Annotated in this window: 24 protein-coding genes and 1 pseudogene; 11 read left to right on the forward strand and 14 right to left on the reverse strand. The window is 68.2% G+C overall.

Annotated elements, in window-relative coordinates; translation table 11 throughout:
* From ACXJKJ_RS26630 to ACXJKJ_RS26640, 3 genes are all read left to right on the forward strand, one after another.
* A partial coding sequence (locus ACXJKJ_RS26630) for an ATP-binding protein (protein WP_457393786.1) occupies positions 1-2,069 on the forward strand: 2,069 nt, incomplete at its 5' end.
* Between the two features lie 22 nt (positions 2,070-2,091).
* On the forward strand, positions 2,092-2,916 hold the full coding sequence (locus ACXJKJ_RS26635; RefSeq protein WP_457393789.1) for a class I SAM-dependent methyltransferase: 825 nt from the start codon (positions 2,092-2,094) through the stop codon (positions 2,914-2,916).
* 78 nt (positions 2,917-2,994) lie between these two features.
* Positions 2,995-3,573, forward strand: coding sequence for an HD domain-containing protein (locus ACXJKJ_RS26640; protein ID WP_056205413.1), 579 nt, complete (start codon positions 2,995-2,997; stop codon positions 3,571-3,573).
* Here the strand turns inward: ACXJKJ_RS26640 and ACXJKJ_RS26645 are convergent.
* From ACXJKJ_RS26645 to ACXJKJ_RS26655, 3 genes are read right to left on the reverse strand one after another with little or no spacing between them, the layout of a single operon-like run.
* Complete coding sequence (locus ACXJKJ_RS26645; RefSeq protein ID WP_056205414.1) at positions 3,570-3,950, reverse strand: DUF1801 domain-containing protein; 381 nt, start codon at positions 3,948-3,950, stop codon at positions 3,570-3,572. The genes ACXJKJ_RS26640 and ACXJKJ_RS26645 overlap by 4 nt on opposite strands.
* An 11-nt stretch (positions 3,951-3,961) precedes the next feature.
* Positions 3,962-4,345 (reverse strand): DUF427 domain-containing protein, encoded by a 384-nt coding sequence (locus ACXJKJ_RS26650; protein ID WP_056205416.1) that lies wholly within the window; start codon positions 4,343-4,345, stop codon positions 3,962-3,964.
* 54 nt (positions 4,346-4,399) lie between these two features.
* A complete protein-coding gene (locus tag ACXJKJ_RS26655; protein WP_056205686.1) occupies positions 4,400-5,146 on the reverse strand; it encodes a sulfite exporter TauE/SafE family protein in 747 nt (248 codons plus the stop codon).
* 81 nt (positions 5,147-5,227) lie between these two features.
* Here ACXJKJ_RS26655 and ACXJKJ_RS26660 point away from each other — a divergent pair, with 81 nt between their 5' ends.
* Positions 5,228-6,121: a LysR family transcriptional regulator gene (locus ACXJKJ_RS26660; protein ID WP_056205417.1), complete on the forward strand. Its 894-nt coding sequence runs from the start codon at positions 5,228-5,230 to the stop codon at positions 6,119-6,121.
* Here the strand turns inward: ACXJKJ_RS26660 and ACXJKJ_RS26665 are convergent.
* The 5 genes from ACXJKJ_RS26665 to ACXJKJ_RS26685 are packed head-to-tail and all read right to left on the reverse strand — an operon-like array spanning position 6,107 to position 9,720.
* Entirely contained in the window at positions 6,107-6,889 is a 783-nt protein-coding gene (locus ACXJKJ_RS26665) for an amino acid ABC transporter ATP-binding protein (RefSeq protein WP_056205419.1), read from the reverse strand. The genes ACXJKJ_RS26660 and ACXJKJ_RS26665 overlap by 15 nt on opposite strands.
* Entirely contained in the window at positions 6,873-7,526 is a 654-nt protein-coding gene (locus ACXJKJ_RS26670) for an amino acid ABC transporter permease (RefSeq protein WP_056205420.1), read from the reverse strand. Before ACXJKJ_RS26670 ends, ACXJKJ_RS26665 begins: the two co-directional genes overlap by 17 nt.
* Positions 7,523-8,191 (reverse strand): amino acid ABC transporter permease, encoded by a 669-nt coding sequence (locus ACXJKJ_RS26675; RefSeq protein ID WP_457393794.1) that lies wholly within the window; start codon positions 8,189-8,191, stop codon positions 7,523-7,525. Before ACXJKJ_RS26675 ends, ACXJKJ_RS26670 begins: the two co-directional genes overlap by 4 nt.
* Positions 8,192-8,209: 18 nt before the next feature.
* Positions 8,210-8,998 (reverse strand): transporter substrate-binding domain-containing protein, encoded by a 789-nt coding sequence (locus ACXJKJ_RS26680; RefSeq protein ID WP_457393797.1) that lies wholly within the window; start codon positions 8,996-8,998, stop codon positions 8,210-8,212.
* Positions 8,995-9,720: a GntR family transcriptional regulator gene (locus ACXJKJ_RS26685; protein WP_457393800.1), complete on the reverse strand. Its 726-nt coding sequence runs from the start codon at positions 9,718-9,720 to the stop codon at positions 8,995-8,997. The genes ACXJKJ_RS26680 and ACXJKJ_RS26685 overlap by 4 nt, the downstream gene beginning before the upstream one ends.
* Positions 9,721-9,890: 170 nt before the next feature.
* Between ACXJKJ_RS26685 and ACXJKJ_RS26690 the strand changes: the two genes are divergently transcribed.
* Positions 9,891-10,676: an SDR family NAD(P)-dependent oxidoreductase gene (locus ACXJKJ_RS26690; protein WP_056205427.1), complete on the forward strand. Its 786-nt coding sequence runs from the start codon at positions 9,891-9,893 to the stop codon at positions 10,674-10,676.
* 135 nt (positions 10,677-10,811) lie between these two features.
* Here the strand turns inward: ACXJKJ_RS26690 and ACXJKJ_RS26695 are convergent, their stop codons facing one another.
* Both ACXJKJ_RS26695 and ACXJKJ_RS26700 read right to left on the reverse strand, forming a co-directional pair.
* Positions 10,812-11,894 (reverse strand): alpha/beta fold hydrolase, encoded by a 1,083-nt coding sequence (locus ACXJKJ_RS26695; protein ID WP_457393804.1) that lies wholly within the window; start codon positions 11,892-11,894, stop codon positions 10,812-10,814.
* 312 nt (positions 11,895-12,206) lie between these two features.
* Positions 12,207-12,358 (reverse strand): annotated as a pseudogene (locus ACXJKJ_RS26700) (IS30 family transposase); the annotation flags it as partial.
* A 40-nt stretch (positions 12,359-12,398) separates the two neighbouring features.
* Here ACXJKJ_RS26700 and ACXJKJ_RS26705 point away from each other — a divergent pair.
* Positions 12,399-12,758 (forward strand): NIPSNAP family protein, encoded by a 360-nt coding sequence (locus ACXJKJ_RS26705; RefSeq protein WP_457393807.1) that lies wholly within the window; start codon positions 12,399-12,401, stop codon positions 12,756-12,758.
* Positions 12,759-13,024: 266 nt separating this feature from the next.
* Here ACXJKJ_RS26705 and ACXJKJ_RS26710 read toward each other — a convergent pair whose 3' ends face one another.
* Entirely contained in the window at positions 13,025-14,035 is a 1,011-nt protein-coding gene (locus tag ACXJKJ_RS26710) for an alpha/beta hydrolase (protein WP_457393810.1), read from the reverse strand.
* 131 nt (positions 14,036-14,166) lie between these two features.
* Positions 14,167-14,667 carry an endonuclease V gene (locus ACXJKJ_RS26715; RefSeq protein ID WP_457393813.1) on the reverse strand — a complete coding sequence of 167 codons (501 nt, stop codon included), beginning with the start codon at positions 14,665-14,667 and terminating at the stop codon, positions 14,167-14,169.
* Positions 14,668-14,834: 167 nt separating this feature from the next.
* Here ACXJKJ_RS26715 and ACXJKJ_RS26720 point away from each other — a divergent pair, with 167 nt between their 5' ends.
* From ACXJKJ_RS26720 to ACXJKJ_RS26730, 3 genes are read left to right on the forward strand one after another with little or no spacing between them, the layout of a single operon-like run.
* On the forward strand, positions 14,835-15,383 hold the full coding sequence (locus tag ACXJKJ_RS26720) for a cysteine hydrolase family protein (protein WP_457393816.1): 549 nt from the start codon (positions 14,835-14,837) through the stop codon (positions 15,381-15,383).
* Positions 15,384-15,386: 3 nt separating this feature from the next.
* Positions 15,387-16,064 carry a response regulator gene (locus tag ACXJKJ_RS26725; RefSeq protein ID WP_457393819.1) on the forward strand — a complete coding sequence of 226 codons (678 nt, stop codon included), beginning with the start codon at positions 15,387-15,389 and terminating at the stop codon, positions 16,062-16,064.
* Positions 16,061-17,377, forward strand: a complete 1,317-nt coding sequence (locus ACXJKJ_RS26730) for an ATP-binding protein (protein WP_457393822.1) — start codon at positions 16,061-16,063, stop codon at positions 17,375-17,377. The genes ACXJKJ_RS26725 and ACXJKJ_RS26730 overlap by 4 nt, the downstream gene beginning before the upstream one ends.
* On the opposite strand, the gene ACXJKJ_RS26735 is transcribed toward ACXJKJ_RS26730, so the two are convergent.
* Entirely contained in the window at positions 17,372-18,367 is a 996-nt protein-coding gene (locus ACXJKJ_RS26735) for an SLAC1 anion channel family protein (RefSeq protein ID WP_457350499.1), read from the reverse strand. The genes ACXJKJ_RS26730 and ACXJKJ_RS26735 overlap by 6 nt on opposite strands.
* Before the next feature lie 117 nt (positions 18,368-18,484).
* Here ACXJKJ_RS26735 and ACXJKJ_RS26740 point away from each other — a divergent pair, with 117 nt between their 5' ends.
* Complete coding sequence (locus tag ACXJKJ_RS26740; protein ID WP_457350501.1) at positions 18,485-19,441, forward strand: GlxA family transcriptional regulator; 957 nt, start codon at positions 18,485-18,487, stop codon at positions 19,439-19,441.
* A 272-nt stretch (positions 19,442-19,713) separates the two neighbouring features.
* Here ACXJKJ_RS26740 and ACXJKJ_RS26745 read toward each other — a convergent pair whose 3' ends face one another.
* A complete protein-coding gene (locus ACXJKJ_RS26745) occupies positions 19,714-20,631 on the reverse strand; it encodes a LysR family transcriptional regulator (RefSeq protein ID WP_057295916.1) in 918 nt (305 codons plus the stop codon).
* A gap of 181 nt (positions 20,632-20,812) precedes the next feature.
* Here ACXJKJ_RS26745 and ACXJKJ_RS26750 point away from each other — a divergent pair, with 181 nt between their 5' ends.
* Positions 20,813-21,391 (forward strand): YceI family protein, encoded by a 579-nt coding sequence (locus tag ACXJKJ_RS26750; RefSeq protein WP_457393825.1) that lies wholly within the window; start codon positions 20,813-20,815, stop codon positions 21,389-21,391.
* Positions 21,392-21,393 lie beyond the last annotated feature (2 nt).

A 21,393-nucleotide genomic window follows, 5' to 3' on the forward strand; every position in this document is an offset into this window, starting at 1 on the left:
TGGCCAGCCTCGCCGGAGTCGCACCAGGCAGCGCGGCCGCCGTCGTGCCGCCGGGGGTGGGCTTCATCCCGCTGCTGCGCGGCATCAGGACCCCCGGCGGGCGGCCGGCCCTGCTCGCCGCCCTGCTCAACCCCGACGCACTGGCCAACTTCCAGGAACTGACGCTGAACGACGCTCGCGCCGCGGCGGCACTCGTCGACCTGGACGGTCGGCTGCTCGCCGTGACCGCCGGTGCCGACCACCTGGCAGGTGAACGCCTGGCCTCGCTGCAACTCCCCACCGGCCCGCTGGCGCGCGTGCGCACGGGCAGCGAATACGGCCGCTGGGACGGCCCGGGCCTGCGCGATGCCGACCAGCTCGGCGCCTTTCGCGCACTGCGCACCCGCCCCCTCGTCGTCGTCGTTGAACTGCCCCAGGACGAGTTGCGCACCCAGTGGCTGTCCACCGCATGGGACCTCGGCCTGCCCGCCATCGGCATCGCCGCAGCGTTGCTCGTGCTGTCGGCCGTGGGCGCGGCGGCCCTGCACGCGCGCGAGCGCTCCATGCTGGATCTCGACGAGGCCCAGCGGCAGGTCGCCGAGCGTGAGCGCGAGCTCAGCGCCATCTTCGGCAGCGTGCAGGACCTGCTGTTCCGCACCAACGCAGCCGGCCAGGTGACCTTCATCAACGAGGGCTATGCCCGCCTCAGCGGCCATCCCGTCGCCCAGGTGCTGGGCCGGCCGCTGCAGGAGCTGTTCGGCGGCTCGCCGGCCGTGGCCACGCTGTTCGCGGCCGGCGACGTTCACGAAGCCCGGCCGCACGAACTGCGCGCCGACTGGATCGCGGCCGACGGCAAGGCGCGCAGCTTCGAGATCCACCTGGTGCCGCTGCGCCGCCAGGCCGGTGTCCTCGAATGGGTGGGCAGCGCGGCCGACGTCAGCGGCCTGATGCGCGCCCAGGCCGAACTGCGCGCCCAGCTCGGCCTGGCGCGCTCGCTGCTGTCCAGCAGCCCGCTGCCAACGTCGGTGCTGGACAGCGACAACCGCTACCTCGACGTCAACCGCGCCTGGGAGCAGTTCACCGGCCGGCGCCGCAGCGAGGTGCTGGGCCGCAAGGCCGCCAGCTATCTGCGCCCCGAGGAGGCCGCCCTGCACGACAGCCGCGACGCCGAGCTGCTGGCGCGCGGCGGCGAAATGAACTATGAGGCCGTCTGGCAAGGCGGCGATGGCCGCCGGCGCGACCTCTACATCAGCAAGTCCACCTTTCCCGACGCCCACGGCCGACCCATGGGCATCGTCGTCTGCTTCATGGACATCAGCGAATTCCGCGAGGCCGAGCGCGCCACGCGCGCCGCCCGCGACGCCGCCCTGCACGCTTCGCGGGCCAAGTCCGACTTCATCGCCAACGTCAGCCACGAGCTGCGCACACCGCTGCAGTCCATCCTGGGCTTCTCCGAGATCGGCGCGCGGCGCGCGCGTGCCGAGCCCCGCCTGGCCGAGCTCTTCGGCGACGTGCACCACGCCGGCCAGCGCATGCTCAGCCTCGTCAACGACCTGCTCGACCTCAGCAAGATCGAGCGCGGCGCAGAACCGCTGCATCCCGAGCGCCTGGACCTGAGGCCACTGGCCGTCGAGGTCGGCCGCGAACTCGAGCCCCTGCTGGCCGCACGTCAGCTCAGCCTGGCCATGGCCCTGGGCGACGAGGACCTCGTCGTGCTGGCCGACCCGCGACGCCTGCAGCAACTGATGCGCAACCTGCTCGCCAATGCCATCCGCTTCTCGCCCGTGGGCGGCCACATCGAGGTGACCGCCTGGCAGGACGATGCGGCCGACGAAGTGCGCGTCGACGTCGCCGACCGCGGCCCCGGCATTCCGCCGGACGAGCTGGAGAGCATCTTCGAGGCCTTCGTGCAGTCCAGCGCGACGAAGAACGCCGCCGGCGGCACGGGCCTGGGCCTGGCGATCTGCCGGCGCATCGCCGAGGCTCACGATGGCCGCGTCTGGGCGGCCAACCGCGCCGGTGGGGGCGCCGTCATCAGTCTGGCACTTCCCGCCACGCGCTTTGGCGACACCACGCCGGCGGCGCTTTGACGGCAACATCGAAGGGAACCTCATGGCTGACAGCGACAAGACGAGCGACAAGCTGTTCGCGGGCTCGATCCCGAGGCTCTACGACACCTTGATGGTCCCGCTGATCTTCGACGGCTATGCCGCCGACACGGCGGCGCTGGTCGCGGCCGGCTCGCCGCGCACCGTGCTCGAAACRGCCGCCGGCAGCGGYGCGGTCACCCGCGCGCTGGCGCCRAGACTSGSCGCCGCCGCGCGCTACGTGGTGACCGACCTSAACCAGCCCATGCTCGACTACGCCGCCAGCCAGCAAGGCGCCGACAGCCGCATCGAATGGCGGCAGGCGGATGCACTGGCCCTGCCCTTCGACGACGGCGCCTTCGACGYCGTCTGCTGCCAGTTCGGTGCGATGTTCTTTCCTGATCGCGCCGCCGGCTACGCGGAGGCACGGCGCGTGCTCAGCCCCGGCGGGCGCTTTGTCTTCACCGTCTGGGACCGCATCGAGGAGAACGCCTTTGCCGACGAGGTCACTCACGCCGTCGCCACGGTGTTCGCGCACGACCCGCCGCGCTTTCTCGCCCGCACACCGCACGGCTATCACGACGTTGCGCTGATCCGCGCGGACCTGAGTCGCGCGGGCTTCACCGAGATCACGATCGACACGCGCGCGAAGCTGAGTCACGCATCCTCGGCTCGCGCCGCCGCCACGGCCTATTGCCGGGGAACACCGCTGCGCAACGAGATCGAGGCACGCGACGCCGGCCTGCTCCAGCTCGCCATCGACCGTGCCACCGAGGCGATCGCCAGCCGCCACGGCGACTGCGTGGTGGCGGGCAAGATCCAGGCCCATGTGATCGTGGCGGCGGGATAGCGGTTGCCGCACAGTGCCGCAGGTGACAGCCCCTCACCGCGCCGGCCGCGCAGAATCGCCGCACCGCTTGGAGCCGTCATGACCGCACGCGCCACCTTCACACGCATGGACGAAAGCAGCCGCGAAGACTGGGGTCTCATCGTGCCCGAGGCGATGAAGATGGCCCGCAGCCTGCCTGACCGCGTGCTCGAGCATCTGCGCCTGCTGGACGGCGACTTCGGCGGCTTCCCGGTCGACCGGCTGACGCACTGCCTGCAGACCGCCACGCTGGCCCATCGCGACGGGCGCGACGAGGAGTACGTTTGCTGCGCGCTGCTGCACGACATCGGCGACACGCTGGGCTCGTTCAACCACCCCGACATCGCCGCCGCCATCCTCAAGCCCTTCGTGACGGAAGAGAACCTGTGGATGGTGCAGCAGCACGGCATCTTCCAGGGCCACAACTTCTTCCACCACATCGGCCTGGATCGCGACATGCGCGAGCAGTTCCGCGGCCATCCGCATTTCGGGCGCACGGCCGAGTTCGTCGAGCGCTACGACAACCCGGCTTTCGACCCGCACGCCCAGGCGCTGCCGCTGGCGTTCTTCGAGCCCATGCTCAGAAGGCTGATGGCCCAGCCGCGCCAGTCGGTCTACAAGGCGGCGATGAAGGCTTAGGCCTTTTGGTTGGCTTTCACAGCCGCCTTGATCAAGGCTTTCAGCGCCGCCTTGTCGATCTTGTCGCCTTCCTTGAAGTCGATGGCGCGACGCACATTGCCTTCCAGGCTGGAGTTGAAGAGACCTTTGGGGTCGGCCAGCGAAGCGCCCTTGGGAAAGGTCATCTTCACGGCGCTCTTGTAGGCCTCGCCGGTGCAGACGATGCCGTCATGCGACCACACCGGATTGCTCCATTTCCACTCCTCGACGATGTCGGGGTCAGCCTCGTGGATCAGCGCCCGCAGCGCGGCCAGCATCTCGCTGCGCCAGCCGCCCAGGCTCTCGATGCGTTCGTCGATCAATGCCGCGGCCGGCGGCGTGGATTTCGATGTGCTCATGGACCGCAAGCTTAGCCAGCTTCTCTGAAGGTGATGCCGGCATGCTTCTCGTCATAGAAGGCCATGCGGCCCTTCAGTGCGGCGTGCTCGTCATAGGGCGCCTCGTAGGACCAGATCGCGTCCTTGAGGCTGCGACCGTTCTGGGTGACGCTGTAGTAGGTGGCATCGCCCTTGAAGGGGCAGTGGGTCTGGGTTTCGCTTCGTTCCAGCTTGTCGACCTTGACGCTGTCGCGCGGGAAGTACAAGCGCGGCGGCGCGCCGGTCTCGTCGACACGGATGACGTCATCCGATTCGGCGACGACCTGGCCGTCGATGCGTGCCGTGACCCGGTGAGCGAGACGGGTTTCGGCAACCGTGTGTTCGGGATGGTCCCGATGCCCAGGGGATTTGCTCATGGGGGTCCTTTCATGCGTCAACGGCGACGGCCCGTCCCGCGGCAATCGCCGTTCCTAGCGCCGCAACATCAGCAAGCCCAGCAGCAGGAAGATGGCGTACAGCGCCCTCTGGAACATCAGGGTCGGCAGGCGCTCGCGCAGGCGCGCGCCGAGCGCCATGCCGGCAAACGCCGCGCCCAACGCCACGCCGCTGGCCCAGGGGTCGGGCGGCGCTGCCGCATCCAGGCCGCCCAGCCGTGCAGCCAGGGCGAGGGAGGCCAGCATGAAACTGATGCCCAGAGCCTGGATCAAGGCGCCCCGCCGCAACTGCAAGGATTGCAGAAAAGGCACCATGGGCAGCACGAAGACGCCGGTGGCCGCGCTGACCGCACCGCCGAGCAAACCGGCCAGCGCACCTAGCCAGCCGGCATGCCGACCCAGGTCCGGCAGCCGCGGCCGGCACAGACCAAACACGCCATAGGCCACCAGCACTGCGCCCAGCGCCAGCCGCGCGCCGCCATGGCCCGTGCTGAGGCTGGGCACCGGGGCGAACAACGTGCCCAGCACCAGGCCGGTCCACAGCGGCCAGAGCCGCCGCCACAGCCCGGCCGCGTGCGAGCCCAGGCACTGGGCGACATTGGTCAACAGCGCCGGCAGCAGCATCAGCGCGGCGGCCGGTGCCGCCGGCAGGTGCAGGCTCAGCAATGCCATCGCCAGCGTGGGCAGGCCCATGCCCGACACGCCCTTGACGAGGCCGGCGAGCAGAAAAGTCAATGCCACCCAGCCCAGCAGGCCGGCGGAAAGCCAGTCGATGTCATCCATGCCGGCATGGTCCGGGCGGCGGTGGCCTGCGTCCATCGCGCAATGCCGCGCCTATCCTCAGGCATTGCCGAAGGATGAGCCATGACCGCACGCAACCCCCACTACCGCATCGACCCCTTCGACCTGCGCCTGTTCGCTGCCGTGGCTGAAGGCCACACCATCACGGCCGGTGCACGGGCCGTGCACCTGTCCCTGGCGGCCGCGAGCACGCGGCTGCAGGCGCTGGAGCGGGTCGTGGGCGCCGTGCTGATGCAGCGCGCCAAGACCGGCGTCACGCTGACCGACGCCGGCCGCACGCTGCTGCGCCATGCGGGTCGGCTGCAGCGCGAGATGGAGGCCTTGCACGCCGGCATGGCCGCGCATGCCCACGGCGTGCGCAGCACAGTGCGGCTGCTGTGCAATACCGCCGCGATCAGCGAGCATCTGCCGCCGCTGCTCGGCCCCTTTCTCGCGGCCCACGCGGACATCGACGTGGAACTGCGCGAACTGGACAGCCAGGACGTGCTGTTCGCCATGCGCCAGGAGCGCGCGGACCTCGGCATCGTGGCCGACTACGTCAATACCGAAGGATTGGCGACGCGCCCCTTTCGTCGGGACGAGCTCGTCGCCGTGCTGCCCGCCGCATGGGTGAAGGGCCGGGCACGGGCCATCGCCTTCACCGAGTTGCTGGCCCAACCTTTCGTCGGGCTGCCGGCAGAGGCGGGCCTGAGCCGCTTCCTGCAGGCCCGCGCGCTGCAGCATGGCCGTGGCCTGCACCACCGCGTGCAGGTGCAGGGCTTCGACGCCATGCTGCGCCTCGTCGCCGATGGCGTCGGTGTGGCTGTCGTGCCGGCACTGACCGCGGCGCGGCTGGCTGGTCCACGTGTCCGTGTCCGCCGGCTGAGTGATGCCTGGGCCGTGCGCCAGTTACTGCTGTGCTTCGGCGAACTCACGCCCGGCGCCGCCGCGCTGCTCGATGCTCTAGTCGTGCAATGAGGACAGGAACTGCTTGAGCTCCGGCGTCTGCGGCGCCCCGAAGAGCGCGGCCGGCGGGCCGATCTCGTGCACGCGGCCCTGGTGCATGAAGATGACGCGGTCCGCCACCTTGCGGGCGAAACTCATCTCGTGCGTGACCATCAGCAGCGTCATGCCTTCGTCGGCCAGGGTCTCGACGACGCGCAGCACCTCACCCACCAGCTCCGGGTCCAGCGCCGAGGTGATCTCGTCGCACAGCAAAACCGCCGGCTCCATCGCCAGCGCGCGGGCGATGGCCACGCGCTGCTGCTGGCCGCCGGAGAGCTGGTCGGGCATGGCGTCGAACTTTTCAGCCAAGCCGACACGGCTGAGCAGCTTCGACGCCTGCTCGGCCGCCTCGTGCGCGCTGCGCTTCTTCACCAGCGTCGGCGCCAGCATCACGTTGCGGCCCACGCTCAGGTGCGGGAACAGGTTGAAGCCCTGGAAGATCATGCCCACCTGCTGGCGCAGCGCGCGCATGGCCATCGCGCTCTCGTAGAGCAGCGGCTTGCCGTTGACGGTCAGCGAGCCGTCCTGGAACTGCTCCAGCCCGTTGATGCAGCGCAGCAGCGTGCTCTTGCCGGAGCCGCTCTTGCCGATGATGGCAATGACCTCGCCGCGCAGCACGTCGAGGTCGATGCCCTTGAGCACCTCGTTGGCGCCATAGGACTTGCGCAGCGCGGTGATGCGCACGATGGGCGCGCCAGGCACGACGGGCGCGGCCTGCAGGTCTTCAAGTTGGGCGGCCATGGGCTTTGCCTTCCAGATGTTGTGCCAAGAGGCTGACGGGGAAGCACAGCGCGAAGTACAGCAGCGCCACGCAACCGAAGACGAGGAAGGGCTTGAAGCTGGCGTTGGCGATCATGCTGCCGGCCTTGGTCAGCTCGATGAAGCCGATGACCGACGCCAGCGCCGTGCCCTTGATGACCTGCACCAGGAAGCCCACCGTCGGCGCGATGGCCAGGCGGCCGGCCTGCGGCAGGATGACGTGGCGCAGCTGCTCGCCGAAGCTCAGTGCCAGGCTGCGCGCCGCCTCCCACTGGCCGCGCGGCACGGCGTCCACGCAGCCGCGCCAGATCTCGACGAGGTAGGCGCTGGTGTAGAGGGTCAGCGCCAGTGCCGCGGCCGTCCAGGCCGACACCTCCAGGCCCAGCAGGGCCAGGCCGAAGTAGGCGAGGAAAAGCTGCATCAGCAGCGGCGTGCCCTGGAAGAGCTGCACGTAGAGCGCGATGGCGCGCCGGGTGCGGGCGCCCATGCCGATGCGCAGCGTCAGCAGCAGGCCGCCGACCAGGCCGCCGCCGATGAAGGCGATGACCGACAGGGCCACCGTCCAGCGCAGCGCCAGCAGCAGGTTGCGCACGATGTCCCACAGGGTGAACTCGATCATGCCGACCGCCTTCCGAAGATGAAGCGCGGGCCGGCCCAGCTCAGCAGCTTGCGCGCTGCGATGGCCAGGGCCAGATAGGCCAGCGTCGCGATGATGAAAGCCTCGAAGGCGCGGAAGTTGCGGCTCTGGATGAGGTTGGCCGCATAGCTCAGCTCCTCGGTGGAGATCTGCCCGCASACSGCCGAGCCCAGCATSACGATSAYGATCTGGCTSRYCAKCGCCGGCCACACSCGCTKCARSGCCGGCGGCAGCACGACGCGCGTGAACACCTGCAYKKSGCTGAGCGCCAGGCTCTGCGCCGCCTCCCACTGCCCACGCGGCGTGGCCTGGATGCCGGCGCGCAGGATCTCGGTGCCATAGGCGCCGAGGTTGAGCGTCATCGCGATCAGCGAGGCGGCCTCGGGCGACAGTTTCACGCCCGCGGCGGGCAGGCCGAAGAAGATGAAGAAGAGCTGCACGATGAAGGGCGTGTTGCGCAGCAGCTCGACGTAGGCACCGAGCAGGCGGCGCAGCCACACCGGGCCGCTGGCGCGCGACCAGGCGCCCAGCGTGGCGATGAGCAGGCCCAGCGGCGTCGCGATGAGGGTGAGCCCCAGCGTCCATGCCAGGCCCTTGAGCAGCAGTGGCCATTCGGCCAGCACCGCGAGGAAATCGAAGCTGATCATGGCTTCGCTCGCTTCGCGTCAGAGCGGCAGGTCGCCGGTGCCGCGACCCAGCCACTTCTTGGACAGCGCCTCCAGCTCACCGGCCGCCTTGGCTGCCGCGATGATGTCGTTGACCTTGGCCAGCAGCGCGTCCTCGCCCTTGGCCACGCCGACGTAGCAAGGGCTGTCCTTGAGCAGCAGCTTGTATTCGGTGTTCAGGCCCGGGTTGCGCTGCATCAGGTTGCCGGCCAYGGCGGCGCTGGTCGCCAGCAGCTGGGTCTGGCCGGCGGCGAAGGCGGCGATGGTGGCGTTGTTGTCCTCGAAGCGCTTGTATTCCAGCGTGGCCGGTGCGACCTTGGCCAGCTCCTGGTCCTCCATCGCACCGCGCGTGACGGCCACGCTCTTGCCGCCGAGGTCGGCCCAGCTCTTGATGGGCAGGCTCTTGGCCGCGAACACCGCCTGGAAGAAGGGTGCGTAAGCCGCGCTGAAGTTGATGACCTTCTCGCGGTCCGGGTTCTTGCCCAGCGTCGAGATGACCAGGTCGGCCTTCTTGGTCTGCAGGTAGGCAATGCGGTTGGCGCTGGTCACCGGCACCAGCTCCACCTTGACGCCCAGCTTGGCGGCGATGAGCTGGGCAACCGCTACATCCAGGCCCTGCGGCGCCATGTCGGGGCCGACGAAGCCGTAGGGCGGGTAGTCGGTCGGGATGGCGATCTTGATCGTCTTGCTCTTGGTGATGGTGTCGAGCGCGGTCTGCGCCTGGGCACCTGCGGCCAGCAGGGCGGTGGCCAGCGTCAGCAACAGGCGGCGGGAAAGCATCGGGGTCATAGCAAGGCTCCTAGGTAGGCGGCGGGCGGGTCGGCGGATTCGCTGGCCGGCTGCGGCAGCGGCGCAAGCGCGCTGCGCAGCTGGTCCAGCGGGTCATTGAGGGCAGGCAGGCGCAGGGCGGCCTGCACATTGGCAAGGTGTTCGGCCATCAGCGCCTCGGCGCGGGCGCGGTCGCCCTGCTCAAGCGCGGCCACGATGGCGACGTGCTCCTGGCAGGACGCGGCCGCGTCATGCGAGGACTGGTAGAGCATGGCGATCAGCGTCGTGCGCGCCGTGTAGTCGCGCAGCGTGTCGGCCAGCAGGCCGTTGCCCAGGCATTCGGCCAGGCAGACGTGGAAGTCGCCGAGCAGGAAGCTGCGCGTGCCGACGTCGTCGCCCCGCAGCGCCGCCTTCTCCTGCTGCAGATGCTTCTTCAACCGCGCCAGCCCCGGCTTGCCCAGCGGCGCGCCGCCGCGCAGCAGCCCCAGCTCGATGACGCGCCGCGCCTCGAAGGCTTCGCGCGCTTCGTCCTGTGACGGCGCAATGAGATACCAGCCACGCCGCGCGCTGACCGTGACGATGCCGCGCGCGGCCAACCGGGTGAGCGCCTCGCGCACGATGGTGCGGCTGCAGTCGAACAGCATCGCCAGTTGCTGCTCGCCCAGCCGCGCGCCGGGCGCGAGCTTTTGCGCGAGCACCGCTTCGACGATGCGCTGGCTGATGTCGGTGGCCGAGATGCCCATGGCGGGGGCTTTGCAGCCTCCATGCCAGCGCTCATCTGGCTTGTATGCAAGTCATGCGCACAAAACTGGGCCGGCTGAGCGCCCTGTCGCACCGACGCGGTGCGGAACAGCCCCAATGCGGATCGGGTCGTTCCGCATCGGCTAGCTTCATTCCTTTTGGAAGGCTTGCCATGGACCTGCAACTGAAGAACCGCCTCGCCCTCGTGTCGGGCAGCACGGCCGGCATCGGCCATGCCATCGCACAGTCCCTGGCCGCCGAGGGCGCGCGCGTCATCGTCAATGGCCGCATGCAGCCCGCGGTCGACGCCGCCGTCACCTCCATCCTGGCCACCACCGGCCAGGAGGTGTTCGGCTTTGCGGGCGACCTCAGCCAGCCTGACGTGGCCGAGGCGTTGGTGCGCGCGCACCCCGGCATCGAGATCCTGGTCAACAACCTGGGCATCTTCGAAGCCAAGCCTTTCGAGGACATCCCCGACGCCGATTGGCAGCGCTTCTTCGACGTCAACGTGCTCAGCGGCGTGCGCCTGGCGCGGCTGGTGCTGCCGGCGATGAAGGCGGCCAACTGGGGCCGCATCATCTTCATCTCCAGCGAAAGCGCCGTACAGATCCCGGCGGAGATGATTCACTACGGCATGACCAAGACGGCCCAGCTCGCCGTCTCGCGTGGCCTGGCCGAGTCCCTTGCCGGCACCGGCATCACCGTCAACAGCGTGCTGCCCGGCCCGACGCGCTCGCGCGGCGTCAATGAATTCGTCGAGCAAGTCTCCCAGGGCAAATCCTTTGCCGAGTTCGAGACCGAGTTCTTCGAGAAGGTCAGGCCGACCTCGCTGATCAAGCGCTTCGGAACGCCCGAGGAAGTGGCGTCCCTGGTGGCCTATGTCGCCAGCCCCCTGGCCTCGGCCACGACGGGGGCGGCGCTGCGGGTGGATGGGGGGACGACGAAGAGTGCGTTTTAGGGAGGCCAGTCCGGCGCTATAGGCTGCTTCAAGCTGGAAGGGGACATGGGACATGCAGGAAACGGAGGCGCATTGAGCGCGGCGCCGAAACCCAACGCCTGAAACGAGCGTGCATGTAGAGCTGCCATCTCGCACCTACTTCGCCTCACGTGGGGCCGCCTGCAACAGCTCCATCAGCTCCTTCTTCCAAAACTTTGCCTGGAAGACCGTGCCGTGGCCCGCGGTCTGGTCGGACGCGGGTATCAGCAGGGCACGGCCGTTCTTCACGCGCTTGATGTCGCGCTCCATCACGCCCAGTTCGGGTGGATTGCGCTCGTCATCGGCTGAATTGATGGCCAACAACGTGGCCGTGATGCGCTCAAGCCCGGCGGCCGGGTTGTAGTCACGTGACGACTCCCATTGGTAGAGCACGTCGTTGGCGTCGGCACTGTAGGCGGCGGCCAAGCGGCTATTGACGAGCTCATCCGCCTTGGCCCGCACCGGTGCGATCTTGTTGAGTGCCTGGTTGCCGCCACTGGTAGCCAGGCCATAGAAAACCGAGGCGAACTGCGCGCTGCGTGGTTGTTTGGTGTAGCCGCCGTTGAGCCAATCGGGGTCGTTGCGGATGGAGTCGATGATGAGGCGCCTGAGCATCCAGTTGCGGCCGGACATCTCCACCGGCAACGAGGCCATGGGGACTGCGGCGTCCATCATGTCGGGGTACTTCTGGGCCAGGAGCCACGTCTCCATACCGCCCATCGAGAACCCCAGCACCAGCCGCAGGCGGCGTATGCCCAAATGCTCGGTCAGCAACCGATGCTGGGCCTCGACCAGATCGTCATAGTTGTACTTGGGGAAAGCCATCCGAAGCCCATCGGACGGCTTGCTCGATTTGCCGTGCCCGATGGCGTCGGGCAGCACGATGAAGTAGCGGCGGGCATCCAGCGGCTGACCCGCACCGAACAGCTCACCGGCAAAGGCGGCAGCGAGCATGCTGGTGCCCGACTGCGTGGTGCCATGCAGCACCAGGACCGGCTCGCCCGTCGGCGCGCCGACGGTCGTGTAGTGAATGCGAAGCTCGGAAAGCACCTCGCCCGTATGGAAGCGAAAGTCCCGCACCACCCAGTCGCCCTCCTTGACTGCGGGAGCGTCCGCGGCGTCGGCGGACAGAACGGTGAATGCGGTCAGGGCGAGCGTGGCAACACTGATCACCCACTTCAAGCCGACATCGGGAATCATGTTGGGCTCCTCTTGGCATGCGGCACTTGCACCTTGGATTGGGCCCGACTGCGTCCCGGCCAAGGATGCCCCAGCCCTTACTTTGGCCTGCCAGTGGAGCGTGTCTGAAGCGGCAACACGAGCTGGAAAACCCTCCTTGCCGGGCAACCGTGGCGAGGCGCTATCTCAATCGACTCGCATGAAGTCTTCAGCGGCGACCCGTCGCACGAAGTGCGCGGCTTTCGAGATCGTCACGTCTCGCCCGTCGCCGAACTGCCGCGCCGAAATCCCGGGATTGGCGTGCCGGTCGAATGCCCGCTACAGGCGGCGGATTCAACCGGTCAACGCAACACATTCGCTGAATCTCTCAGCGGGCGTTTGGAAGCCGAGCGTTTTGCGCGGCCTCTCGTTCAATTGTCTGGCGATCGAGTTGAGCTGTAGTTGGGTTAGCCAGAGATGTCGATGCCCTTTGGCAGGTATTCTTTCCATCAACACCCCTGCTGCGCACAAAGACACTTGAGCCCCATGCTCGACTACCAGCTCGTTTGCGAAGTTCGCTACGAACTTGACCCCCATCGACTGGACGAGTTCGCGGACTACGCCCGCACCTGGGTCCGCCTCATCCGCCGCCATGGCGGCATCCACCACGGCTTCTTCATGCCACGCGAGGCGCCGGCTGGGTCAGCCATGAGCTTCGCGAGCCTGGGCGCCACCGGCCCCGCAAACGAAGCCGTCGCCCTGTTCGCCTTCCCTGACGACGACGCCTACCGCCGCTACCGTGAAAGCGTGGCGGCCGACCCTGAAGGGATAGAGGCCAATACGCGGTTCGCGGACCCGCCCTTCAGGAGCTATAGACGATGCTTCCTTGAGCCGGCGAGAGAGTAGGTCTCCCAATCGAAAATGGCCGGGCAGGTCTCAAACCTTGAATCGAGAGAAGAGTCGGCTTCAAGGACCTGCGTGGACACGGCGCAAGCGCCACAACGCGACGCCGAATACGACCAGGCCAACTGCCAGCGCTGGCACCAGGGTCACAACGAGGTTGCCGTCCGGCGTGGCCCACGACACGGCACCCGCAGTGACCAAGGCCGCGACAGTCCCGAGCACGATGGCCGGCCATCTGGCTTTCCGACGCTCGCCCTGATTTGCGCTGTTCATGGCTGAGCGAGCGCCTTGGCCAGAATCGGCAGGCTGACGTCCATCCGATAGTCGACCGCCGTATGGTCGTCGCTGAATTCCTCATACACATGCGGCACGTCCATGGCGAGAAGCCGCTTGTGCATTCGCCTGGCGCCATAGACCAGGTTGTATTGGTCGACATCGCCGCAGTCGATGTACAGGGCCTTGAGCGCGACCAGTCCGCGCCCATGCTCTTCGACAAGGCTCAACGGGTCCCAGGCCATCCAGTTCGCCCAGCGCTCGGGAATCAGCTCGCAGGTATCCAGCGTCACCGGCAAGCGAACGCCATACGGCACCGAAGGATCCGGGTCGAAGCTCGCCGCCTGAGCCAGCATCATGAGGATGTGCACGTCGCTGTCCTTGACCTTCTTGGCCTGCCAGAAGGCGTCGACCCACGCGCCGATCTCGGGTTTCTTGGCGAGCGCCCGAAGCACTGGCACGAATTCGTGCCGATAGAGAAGCTCGAATCCCATGTCGCCGGAATGCACGGCTGCCGCACTCCAGAAGTCCGGATGCAGCAGCGCATGGATCATCGCGCCGTAGCCTCCGCTGGACTTGCCGAAGATGCCGCGGCGGCCCGGCCCGCCGCAGCCAAAGCGGGCTTCGACGAACGGCACTGCCTCCGCCCGCAGGAAATCGTCCCAGCGTCCTACCGCGGCCGAGTTCACGTATTGATTGCCGCCGAGCCGGGTGAAGCAGTCCGGGAAGGCCACGACGACGGGCGGCATGGCGCCGGTCGCAATCAAGCGGTCGAGCCGCTCAGGCAGGTTCTCGCCAAAATTCTTCCAGTTGGTGTGCGCCGGCCCGCCCGCGGTGAACCCCACGATATCGACCAGCAGCGGCAGGCCGCGGCCGTCATGCCCCGCCGGAACGTAGACGTCGATGGCGCGCAGCGTGGGGTCGCCGAGCAGATTGCCAGCGAGCACCTGGCTGTCAATCGCCAGGCGATGGACCGCACCGGCGGCCATGTTCGAGGTTGTGCGCATCCTGATCTTCCTACCCAAAGCCGAATTGTTCGCCCGCTGCTGACGTTAGCTGCTCGCCGCCCGAGGATAGTCGCGCGTCGGCAGTCGGCCCACCCCAAAGCCGACACCGGCCAGTGACCCGCAGCGCGGAATCAATCCGTGCTCTTCGCAAGGCGAGCTGCGAGCTTCATGAGCGTGGGCACGCGCTTCCTGCCGTGCATGGCACGCAGTCGCGCCTTGGCTGCGCCAATGTCGATGCCCGCGCACGTCACGAACAGCGGCTGCGTTTCCTCTTCTCGCATGACCTCGAACTGCGCCGACAGGCCCGGCAGGCGCTTCTTCGAAACACCCACGATAGGCACCTTGCCACCCAGCGCGTGATACAGGTGCTGGCCAAGGCCCGGCGTTTCGTCAGCATCCAGATGGACAAAGCCGTCAACCAGGATGAGCTCCGGTTCGAGGCTGTGCTCGCGCAGCAGTTGCATCACACAGGGCAGCTCTCGCAGGTCGAGTTCTCCTCGCACGGCCTTCTCGACATGGGTGATGCGCGAGATGTAAGTCTGCGTCGCTTCCGCGGCATCCCAGGCGTCGAAAGCCGCAGCGGCAGCATTCGCCTGCGCGCCATCGAAATGAACAGCCACTACGAGTTTCATGCAGGAGTATGAGCCGCTCTGCGAGTGCCGCCGGCTGAAGCCTCCTGCGTTCGCCCTACGATGCACGGCGTCAGCGTGGCGACGCTGGTAAACGCACGGCCGCAGCCGTCCCTGTGAGGGGTGCAGGCTTCGACACCTGCCACTGACACCTTGCCTTCTTTTATCCCATGCCGCTTCTTCTCATCATCGACATGCAGGTCGGCATGACCTGGCCCCAGTCCGGCGTGCGCAACAACCCGCAGGCCGAGGTGCAGATCGCCCGCCTGCTGGACGCCTGGCGCCGCGCCGGCGCACCCATCGTGCACGTTCGCCACATCTCCCGCACACTCGGATCGCCGTTCTGGCCGGGCCAGCCCGGCGCGGAGTTCCAGCCTGCCCTGGCGCCGCGCGACGACGAGCACGTCGTCGAGAAGAACGTGCCCGATGCCTTCACCCACAGTGGCCTGGAGCGCTGGCTGCATGCGCGCGGCCACCGCTCGCTGGTCATCGTCGGCGTCAGCACCAACAACTCGGTCGAGGCCACCGCACGCAGCGCCGGCAACCTGGGTTTTCAGACCCATGTGGTGGCCGACGCCTGCTTCGCTTTCGACCTGACCGACCTGCGCGGCGTGCGCCATGCGGCCGAGGAGGTGCACCAGATGGCGCTGGCCAATCTGCAAAGCGATTACGCCACCGTCATCGACACCGAGGCGGCCGCCGCGCTGCTGGCCCGCTGAACCATGCGCCTCCTGCTTGTCGAAGACGACCTCATGATCGGCGAGAGCCTGCGCGAAGCCCTGCGCCGCCAGGGCTTCGCGGCTGACTGGGTGCGCGATGGCCAGGCCGCCGACGCCGTGCTGTCCAGCGGAGAGCGCTTCGATGCCGTGCTGCTGGACCTGGGCCTGCCCAAGCGCAGCGGCATCGACGTGCTGCGCTCGATGCGCGCCCGCGAGGACGCGACGCCGGTCATCGTGCTGACCGCCCGCGACGCGCTGACCGACAAGGTGGCCGGCCTGGACGCCGGTGCCGACGACTACCTCGTCAAACCCTTCGAGCTGGACGAACTGCTCGCCCGATTGCGCGCCGTCACGCGTCGCCATGGCGGCCGCACCGACACGGGCTTGCAGGTCGCCGATCTGCGCCTGGACCCCGCCACCCGCGAGGTCACGCGCGCCGGCAAACCCATCCTGCTGTCGGCCCGCGAGTTCGCGCTGCTGGAGGCGCTGCTGGAGCGGCCCGGCGCCATCGTGTCGCGCGCCCAGCTCGAGGACCGCCTCTACGGCTGGGGCGAGGAGCTGGAGAGCAACGCCATCAGCGTCTACATGCACCAGCTGCGCAAGAAGCTCGGCGCCGACCTGCTCCATACCGTGCGCGGGCTGGGCTACTACGCCGGCCCTGAAAAAGGTGGCGCGCCATGAAGTGGCTGGGCACGCTGCGCGGCCGCCTCTTCGCGCTGTTGGCGGCACTTGGCGCGGTGACGGCCCTGGCCGTAGCCGGCGCCACCTATGTCAGCGTGCGCGCCGAGGCCGACGAGTTGTTCGATTACCAGTTGCGCCAGACGGCGCTGTCGCTGCGCGACCAGGGCCGCATCGCCGGCGACGAGGCCGCGGCGCTGGCCGACCCCAGCCTGGACTACCTGGTGCAGATCTGGTCCGTGCAGGGGCTGGAGATCTATTCCAGCCGGCCGCAGGGCATGACCGAGGCGCTGCCGGCGCGCGCGGTGCTGGGCTTTTCAAACCTGCACCTCGCCGGGCAGGACTGGCGCGTGTTCAGCGCGGCCACGCCGCAGCGCGTCGTGCAGGTCGCCCAGCCGCTGGCCGTGCGCCAGAAGCTCGCCGCACTGGCGGCCCTGCGCAGTGTCGTACCGCTGGCCGTGGCCCTGCCGCTGGTGGCGGCGGCCGTCTGGTGGCTGCTCGGCGTGTCACTCGCGCCACTGGCGCGCGTCACCCGCGCGGCCCAGGCCGGCGGTGCCAACGCGTTGCACCCGCTGCCCACCGCCGGCCTGCCCGGTGAAGTGGCGCCGCTGGTCGACGCCTTCAACGACCTGCTCGGGCGGCTCTCGTCCGCCTTCGACGCCCAGCGCAGCTTTGTCGCTGACGCCGCCCATGAGCTGCGCTCGCCGCTGACCGCGCTGAAGCTGCAACTCGGCCTGCTGCGCGATGCGGCGCCGGGCGAGGAGCAGGACGCTGCAATAGCCCGCCTGCGCGGCGGCATCGACCGCGCGGTCCATCTCGTCGAGCAGCTGCTGGCCCTGGCCCGCGCCGAGCCCGGTGCCGCGGCGGCCGAGTTGCCGCTGGACCTCGCCGACCTGRCCCGCCAGGCCGTGGCCGATGTGCAGCCGCTGGCCGACAAGGCCGACGTGACGCTGGCCCTGACCGCCCCCGACCCGCTGCCGCTGACCGGCGACCCCCAGGCCCTGCGCGGCGCCCTGCGCAACCTCATCGACAACGCCGTGAAGTACGGCGCCCGAACGGTGCAGGTGAGCGCGCTGCGCGGCTCGCGTGGCGCACCGCTGCTGCGTGTGGACGACGACGGCCCCGGCATCCCGGCCGACCAGCGCGAGCGCGTCTTCGATCGCTTCCAGCGCGGCGAAGGCGCGACGGTTGAAGGCAGCGGGCTGGGTTTGGCAATCGTGCAGGCGGCGGCGCGGCAGCAGGGCGCCAGCATCAGCCTGGACGCATCACCACTCGGCGGGCTGCGTGCGGAGCTGGCCTGGCCGGCCACGTCATGACAACAGCCTGCCGCTGAGCGCCAGCCACACGGTGCGCACCGTGAGGACCGCGAGCGCCATGCTCAGCAGGCCCAGCAGCACGATGGCGATGACCCAGAGCGGCGCGCTGTCGCGGAACTGCGCGTACTTCAACGCTGCGTTGACCAGCGCGGCCAACGGGAAGCCGATCACCCACCAGCCCAACGAGAAGCTGGCGCCGCGGCGGAACACCTTGGGCACGATGACAACGAACATGAACAGCGCGAAGTAGAAGAGCAGCGCGGCGAAACGGTCGACGCCGCCCACGAGGTTGACGTACGCCAGAAAGCCCACGGCAAAAGGCGCCATCAGGATCATCAGCGACGGCGTCATGGCGGGCGCCAGCGGGTCGCGGTGCACGAGGCGGCTGAAGATCAGCAGGTAGAGCAGCACCGCCAGCACGGCGCCCACGGCACCGGCCATCAGGTTGACCTCCGGCGCCCAGGCCATGGGCATGTGGCTGCCGGTCAGGGGGATGTCCAGCGTGGCCACGCCCGGCATCAGCGAGGCCGGCAGCGCGTGAGACGCGTCCACGCTGCCCTTGAGCAGGCGGGAGGTCGACACCCCTGCGAGGGCGAGCGTTGCCAGCACTCCGACCGTCCAGATAACGCTGGCGGCAGGCGTGCTGTACGGCTCGACAACCGCCGCCACCAGCAGCACCGCGATGACGACGGTGCCGAAGAAGTTGCCGGACACGGGGTGATGGAACTCCGCGTGCACGGCTTGGCGGTGCCAGGCCAGCTTGGCCAGATAGCCCAGCGACAACAACACGAACACGCCCACGGCAAAGGCCGCTATGGCCTCACCCACCCACGCCGGCACGCCCAGGCTGATGTGCGCCAGCCGCCATGCAAGTGCCAGCCCCGACAGGCCCATGACCGAACCGAACAGGCTGACGGGCAGGTCGCGCACGGAGCTTGCCGGGCGCGTTTCAAAAGTGGGTGAGGCTGGGCCGATGGGTTGGGTTTGCATGATGAGCCTTCTGGCGCAATTTGCCGGTGTCGACATTTTCTGCCAGACTCGTTTGGCCGCCTTCGCCAACGTGCGACGTTTTCTGCCAGTCATCGGACCTTCTCTGCCATCCCCGCCATGCGCGTCGCCATCCTTGCCTTCCCCCGCTTCCAGCTGCTCGACGTCGCCGGGCCTGCCGACGTCTTCGTCGAAGCCTCGCGCCAGCTCAAGGACCCCAGGGCCTACCAGGTACAGCTGATCTCCAGCGAGGCCGGCCTGCTCACCAGCAGCAGCGGCCTGCGCCTGGCCGTGGATGCGACGGTGGCGACGCATCGCGGGCGCATCGACACCCTGCTCGTGGCTGGCAGCCCCACCATCGAAGACATGGCGAGCGACGGGCCATTGCAGGACTGGCTGCGGCGCCAGTCGCGCACGGTGCGGCGCTACGGCTCAGTCTGCACCGGCGCCTTCGTGCTGGCGGCCACGGGTCTGCTCGACGGCAAGCGCGTCGCGACCCACTGGAACGCCGCGGCACGCCTGGCGGCCGCCTACCCCGAGGCCTGCGTCGAGGCGGACGCCATCTACGTGAAGGACGGCAAGCTGTTCACTTCCGCCGGCGTGACCGCGGGCATGGACCTCGCGCTCGCGATGGTGGAGGAAGACCACGGCCGCGACCTCGCGCTGCGCGTGGCGCGCGAGCTGGTGATGTTCCTCAAGCGGCCCGGCGGCCAGAGCCAGTTCAGCGCCCACCTGGCCGCGCAGACGTCCGAGCGATCCAGCGTGCGCGACGTGCAGGACTATGTGCTGGCCCACCTGAAGGCCGACCTTTCAGTGCCCGCGCTGGCCGCGCGCGCCGGCATGAGCGAGCGCAGCTTTGCACGCACCTTCCGCAGCGAGGCCGGCACCACACCCGCGGCCTTTGTCGACCATGCCCGCATCGACGCCGCCCGCCGCCTGGCCGAGGAGTCGGACCTGCCGGCCAAGCGGCTGGCGGATGCGGTGGGGTATGCGAATGCGGACGGCTTCAGGCGGGCGTTTGCGCGGCGGTTGGGGGTCAGCCTGGCGGAGTACCGCAGGCGGTTTGCGAAGTCCTGACCGACGCCAAGGGCGTGCGGCTCAGGACTAAGGAGCTGGCGCCCGCTTTGCAGCGAGTGCCGTCATCCGCGGCAGGTCGCCGGGTTCACGGTCTTGGACAGGAAGCAGTCGTCGAGTCACCTGTCGACATGGCAGCAACGACTGCTTTCGCAGCGGCGAGGGTGCGCCACACGCACCTCACCCCGACATCTCTGCAGCGGAAGCTGCAAGCAACCGTCCGATCGCTCAAGCGTCATCTGGGTATCCCTGAAAGAGCCTTCCTGCCGAAGGCATCAGGGCAGTTCCCGCAAGGACTCCCAGGACTGTTTCAAGTGGTCAATGAACCACCTGCCCGCGGGCCCGGGCGGTTCGGAAGCCGGGTGATACGCGGACATGGTCAACATGAAGCCCGTCCGCGGCATGTCGTCCACATCGAGGACAACCAGGGTGCCGTCAGCGATGTCCTTCTCGACCATGTGCAGTGGCATGCCGCCCCAGCCGACGCAGTCCTTCAGGAAGGCGTACTTGGTCGACAGATCGGCTAGGCGCCAGGTCGACGGCGACACCACGCCGTAGTCGCGTCCTGCCATCAGGTCTGATCGGTCGGTGAGCACCAGCTGGACGTGCTTCGCCAGCTCGCTTCGGGGAATCCGATCTGCCCATGCCGCGAGCGGATGGTTCGCCGCGGCGACCGATACCAGGGGCAATTCGCCCAAGCGCTCGCTCACCAGCGACGGGAACGTCACAGCCGGCAAGGTCGAGAGAATGCCCAAACTGCACCGCCCATCCAGCACGGGCTGGTAAGCCGCTCCCAGGCCCTCCACGAACAGGCGCAACGGCGTAAGAGGGAATTGGCTCGCAAATGCCTTTGCGGCAGCGCTGACGAGCGCAGTGGGGAAGAACACGTCAACCACCACCGAGAGCTCGGTCTCCTGGCCTGCCGCCATCAGCTTGGCTCGGGCCTTCAGCGTGTCCACACCAGACACGATGTTGCGGGCGTCGGCCAGCAGAAGCACACCCTCCGCGGTGAGCTTCGGAAACCGGCCTGAGCGGTCGAAGAGCACCACGCCGATTTGCTGCTCCAACCCGCTGACCCAGCCGCTCACCGCTGACTGCACGCGGTTGAGCTTGCGTGCGGCGGCGGAAAAGCTGCCCTCGTCCACCGCGGCGATGAACGTCCTGAGCTGGTCCAAGGAAACGCCGTCGAGCAATTGAGACTCCTTCCATCTCTTAAACAGATGGATCGAATCTCAATATACCGGCTTCTCAGAATGGAAGCCGGTCTCCATCATTCGTTCCCATGCAGTCATCGCTGCAAAGGATAGGAGGCAGCAGGGACCCATCTCTGTTTTAGCCCCAGTTCCTGCAAGCCACCCTCAAAGGACCCGTCCCATGCGCAAGACCCTCATCGCGACCGCACTGGCCGCCGCCACCGCACTCGTCGGCACTGCTCACGCGGAAGTCGCAACCTACAGCATCGACCCCACGCACACCTTCGTGACCTTCGAGGTCACTCACTTCGGAACGTCGACCAACCGCGGTCGGTTCGACAAGAAGGAAGGCACCGTTCAACTCGACAAGGCGGCCAAGACCGGCAAGGTCGAACTGACGCTCGAGACCGGCTCCATCGACACCGGCACCGCCGCGTTCGACAAGCACCTGCAAAGCGACAACTTCCTCAACACCGCCGCGTTCCCGACGGCCAAGTTCGTCGCCAACACGTTCAGCTTCAACGGGGACAAGGTCAGCGAGGTGGCGGGCCAACTCACGCTGTTGGGCAAGACCCTCCCCGTGGTGCTGAAGGCCTCCAACTTCAACTGCTACACGAATCCCATGCTCAAGCGCGAGGTGTGCGGCGGCGACTTCGAGACCACGATTCAGCGCAGCCAATGGGGCATGGGCTGGGGCATCAACTTCGGCATCCCCGACACCGTGAAGCTCGCCGTGCAGGTCGAAGCCGTCAAGCAGTAAGC

It is taken from the genome of Roseateles sp. P5_E1 (genome assembly GCF_054049335.1).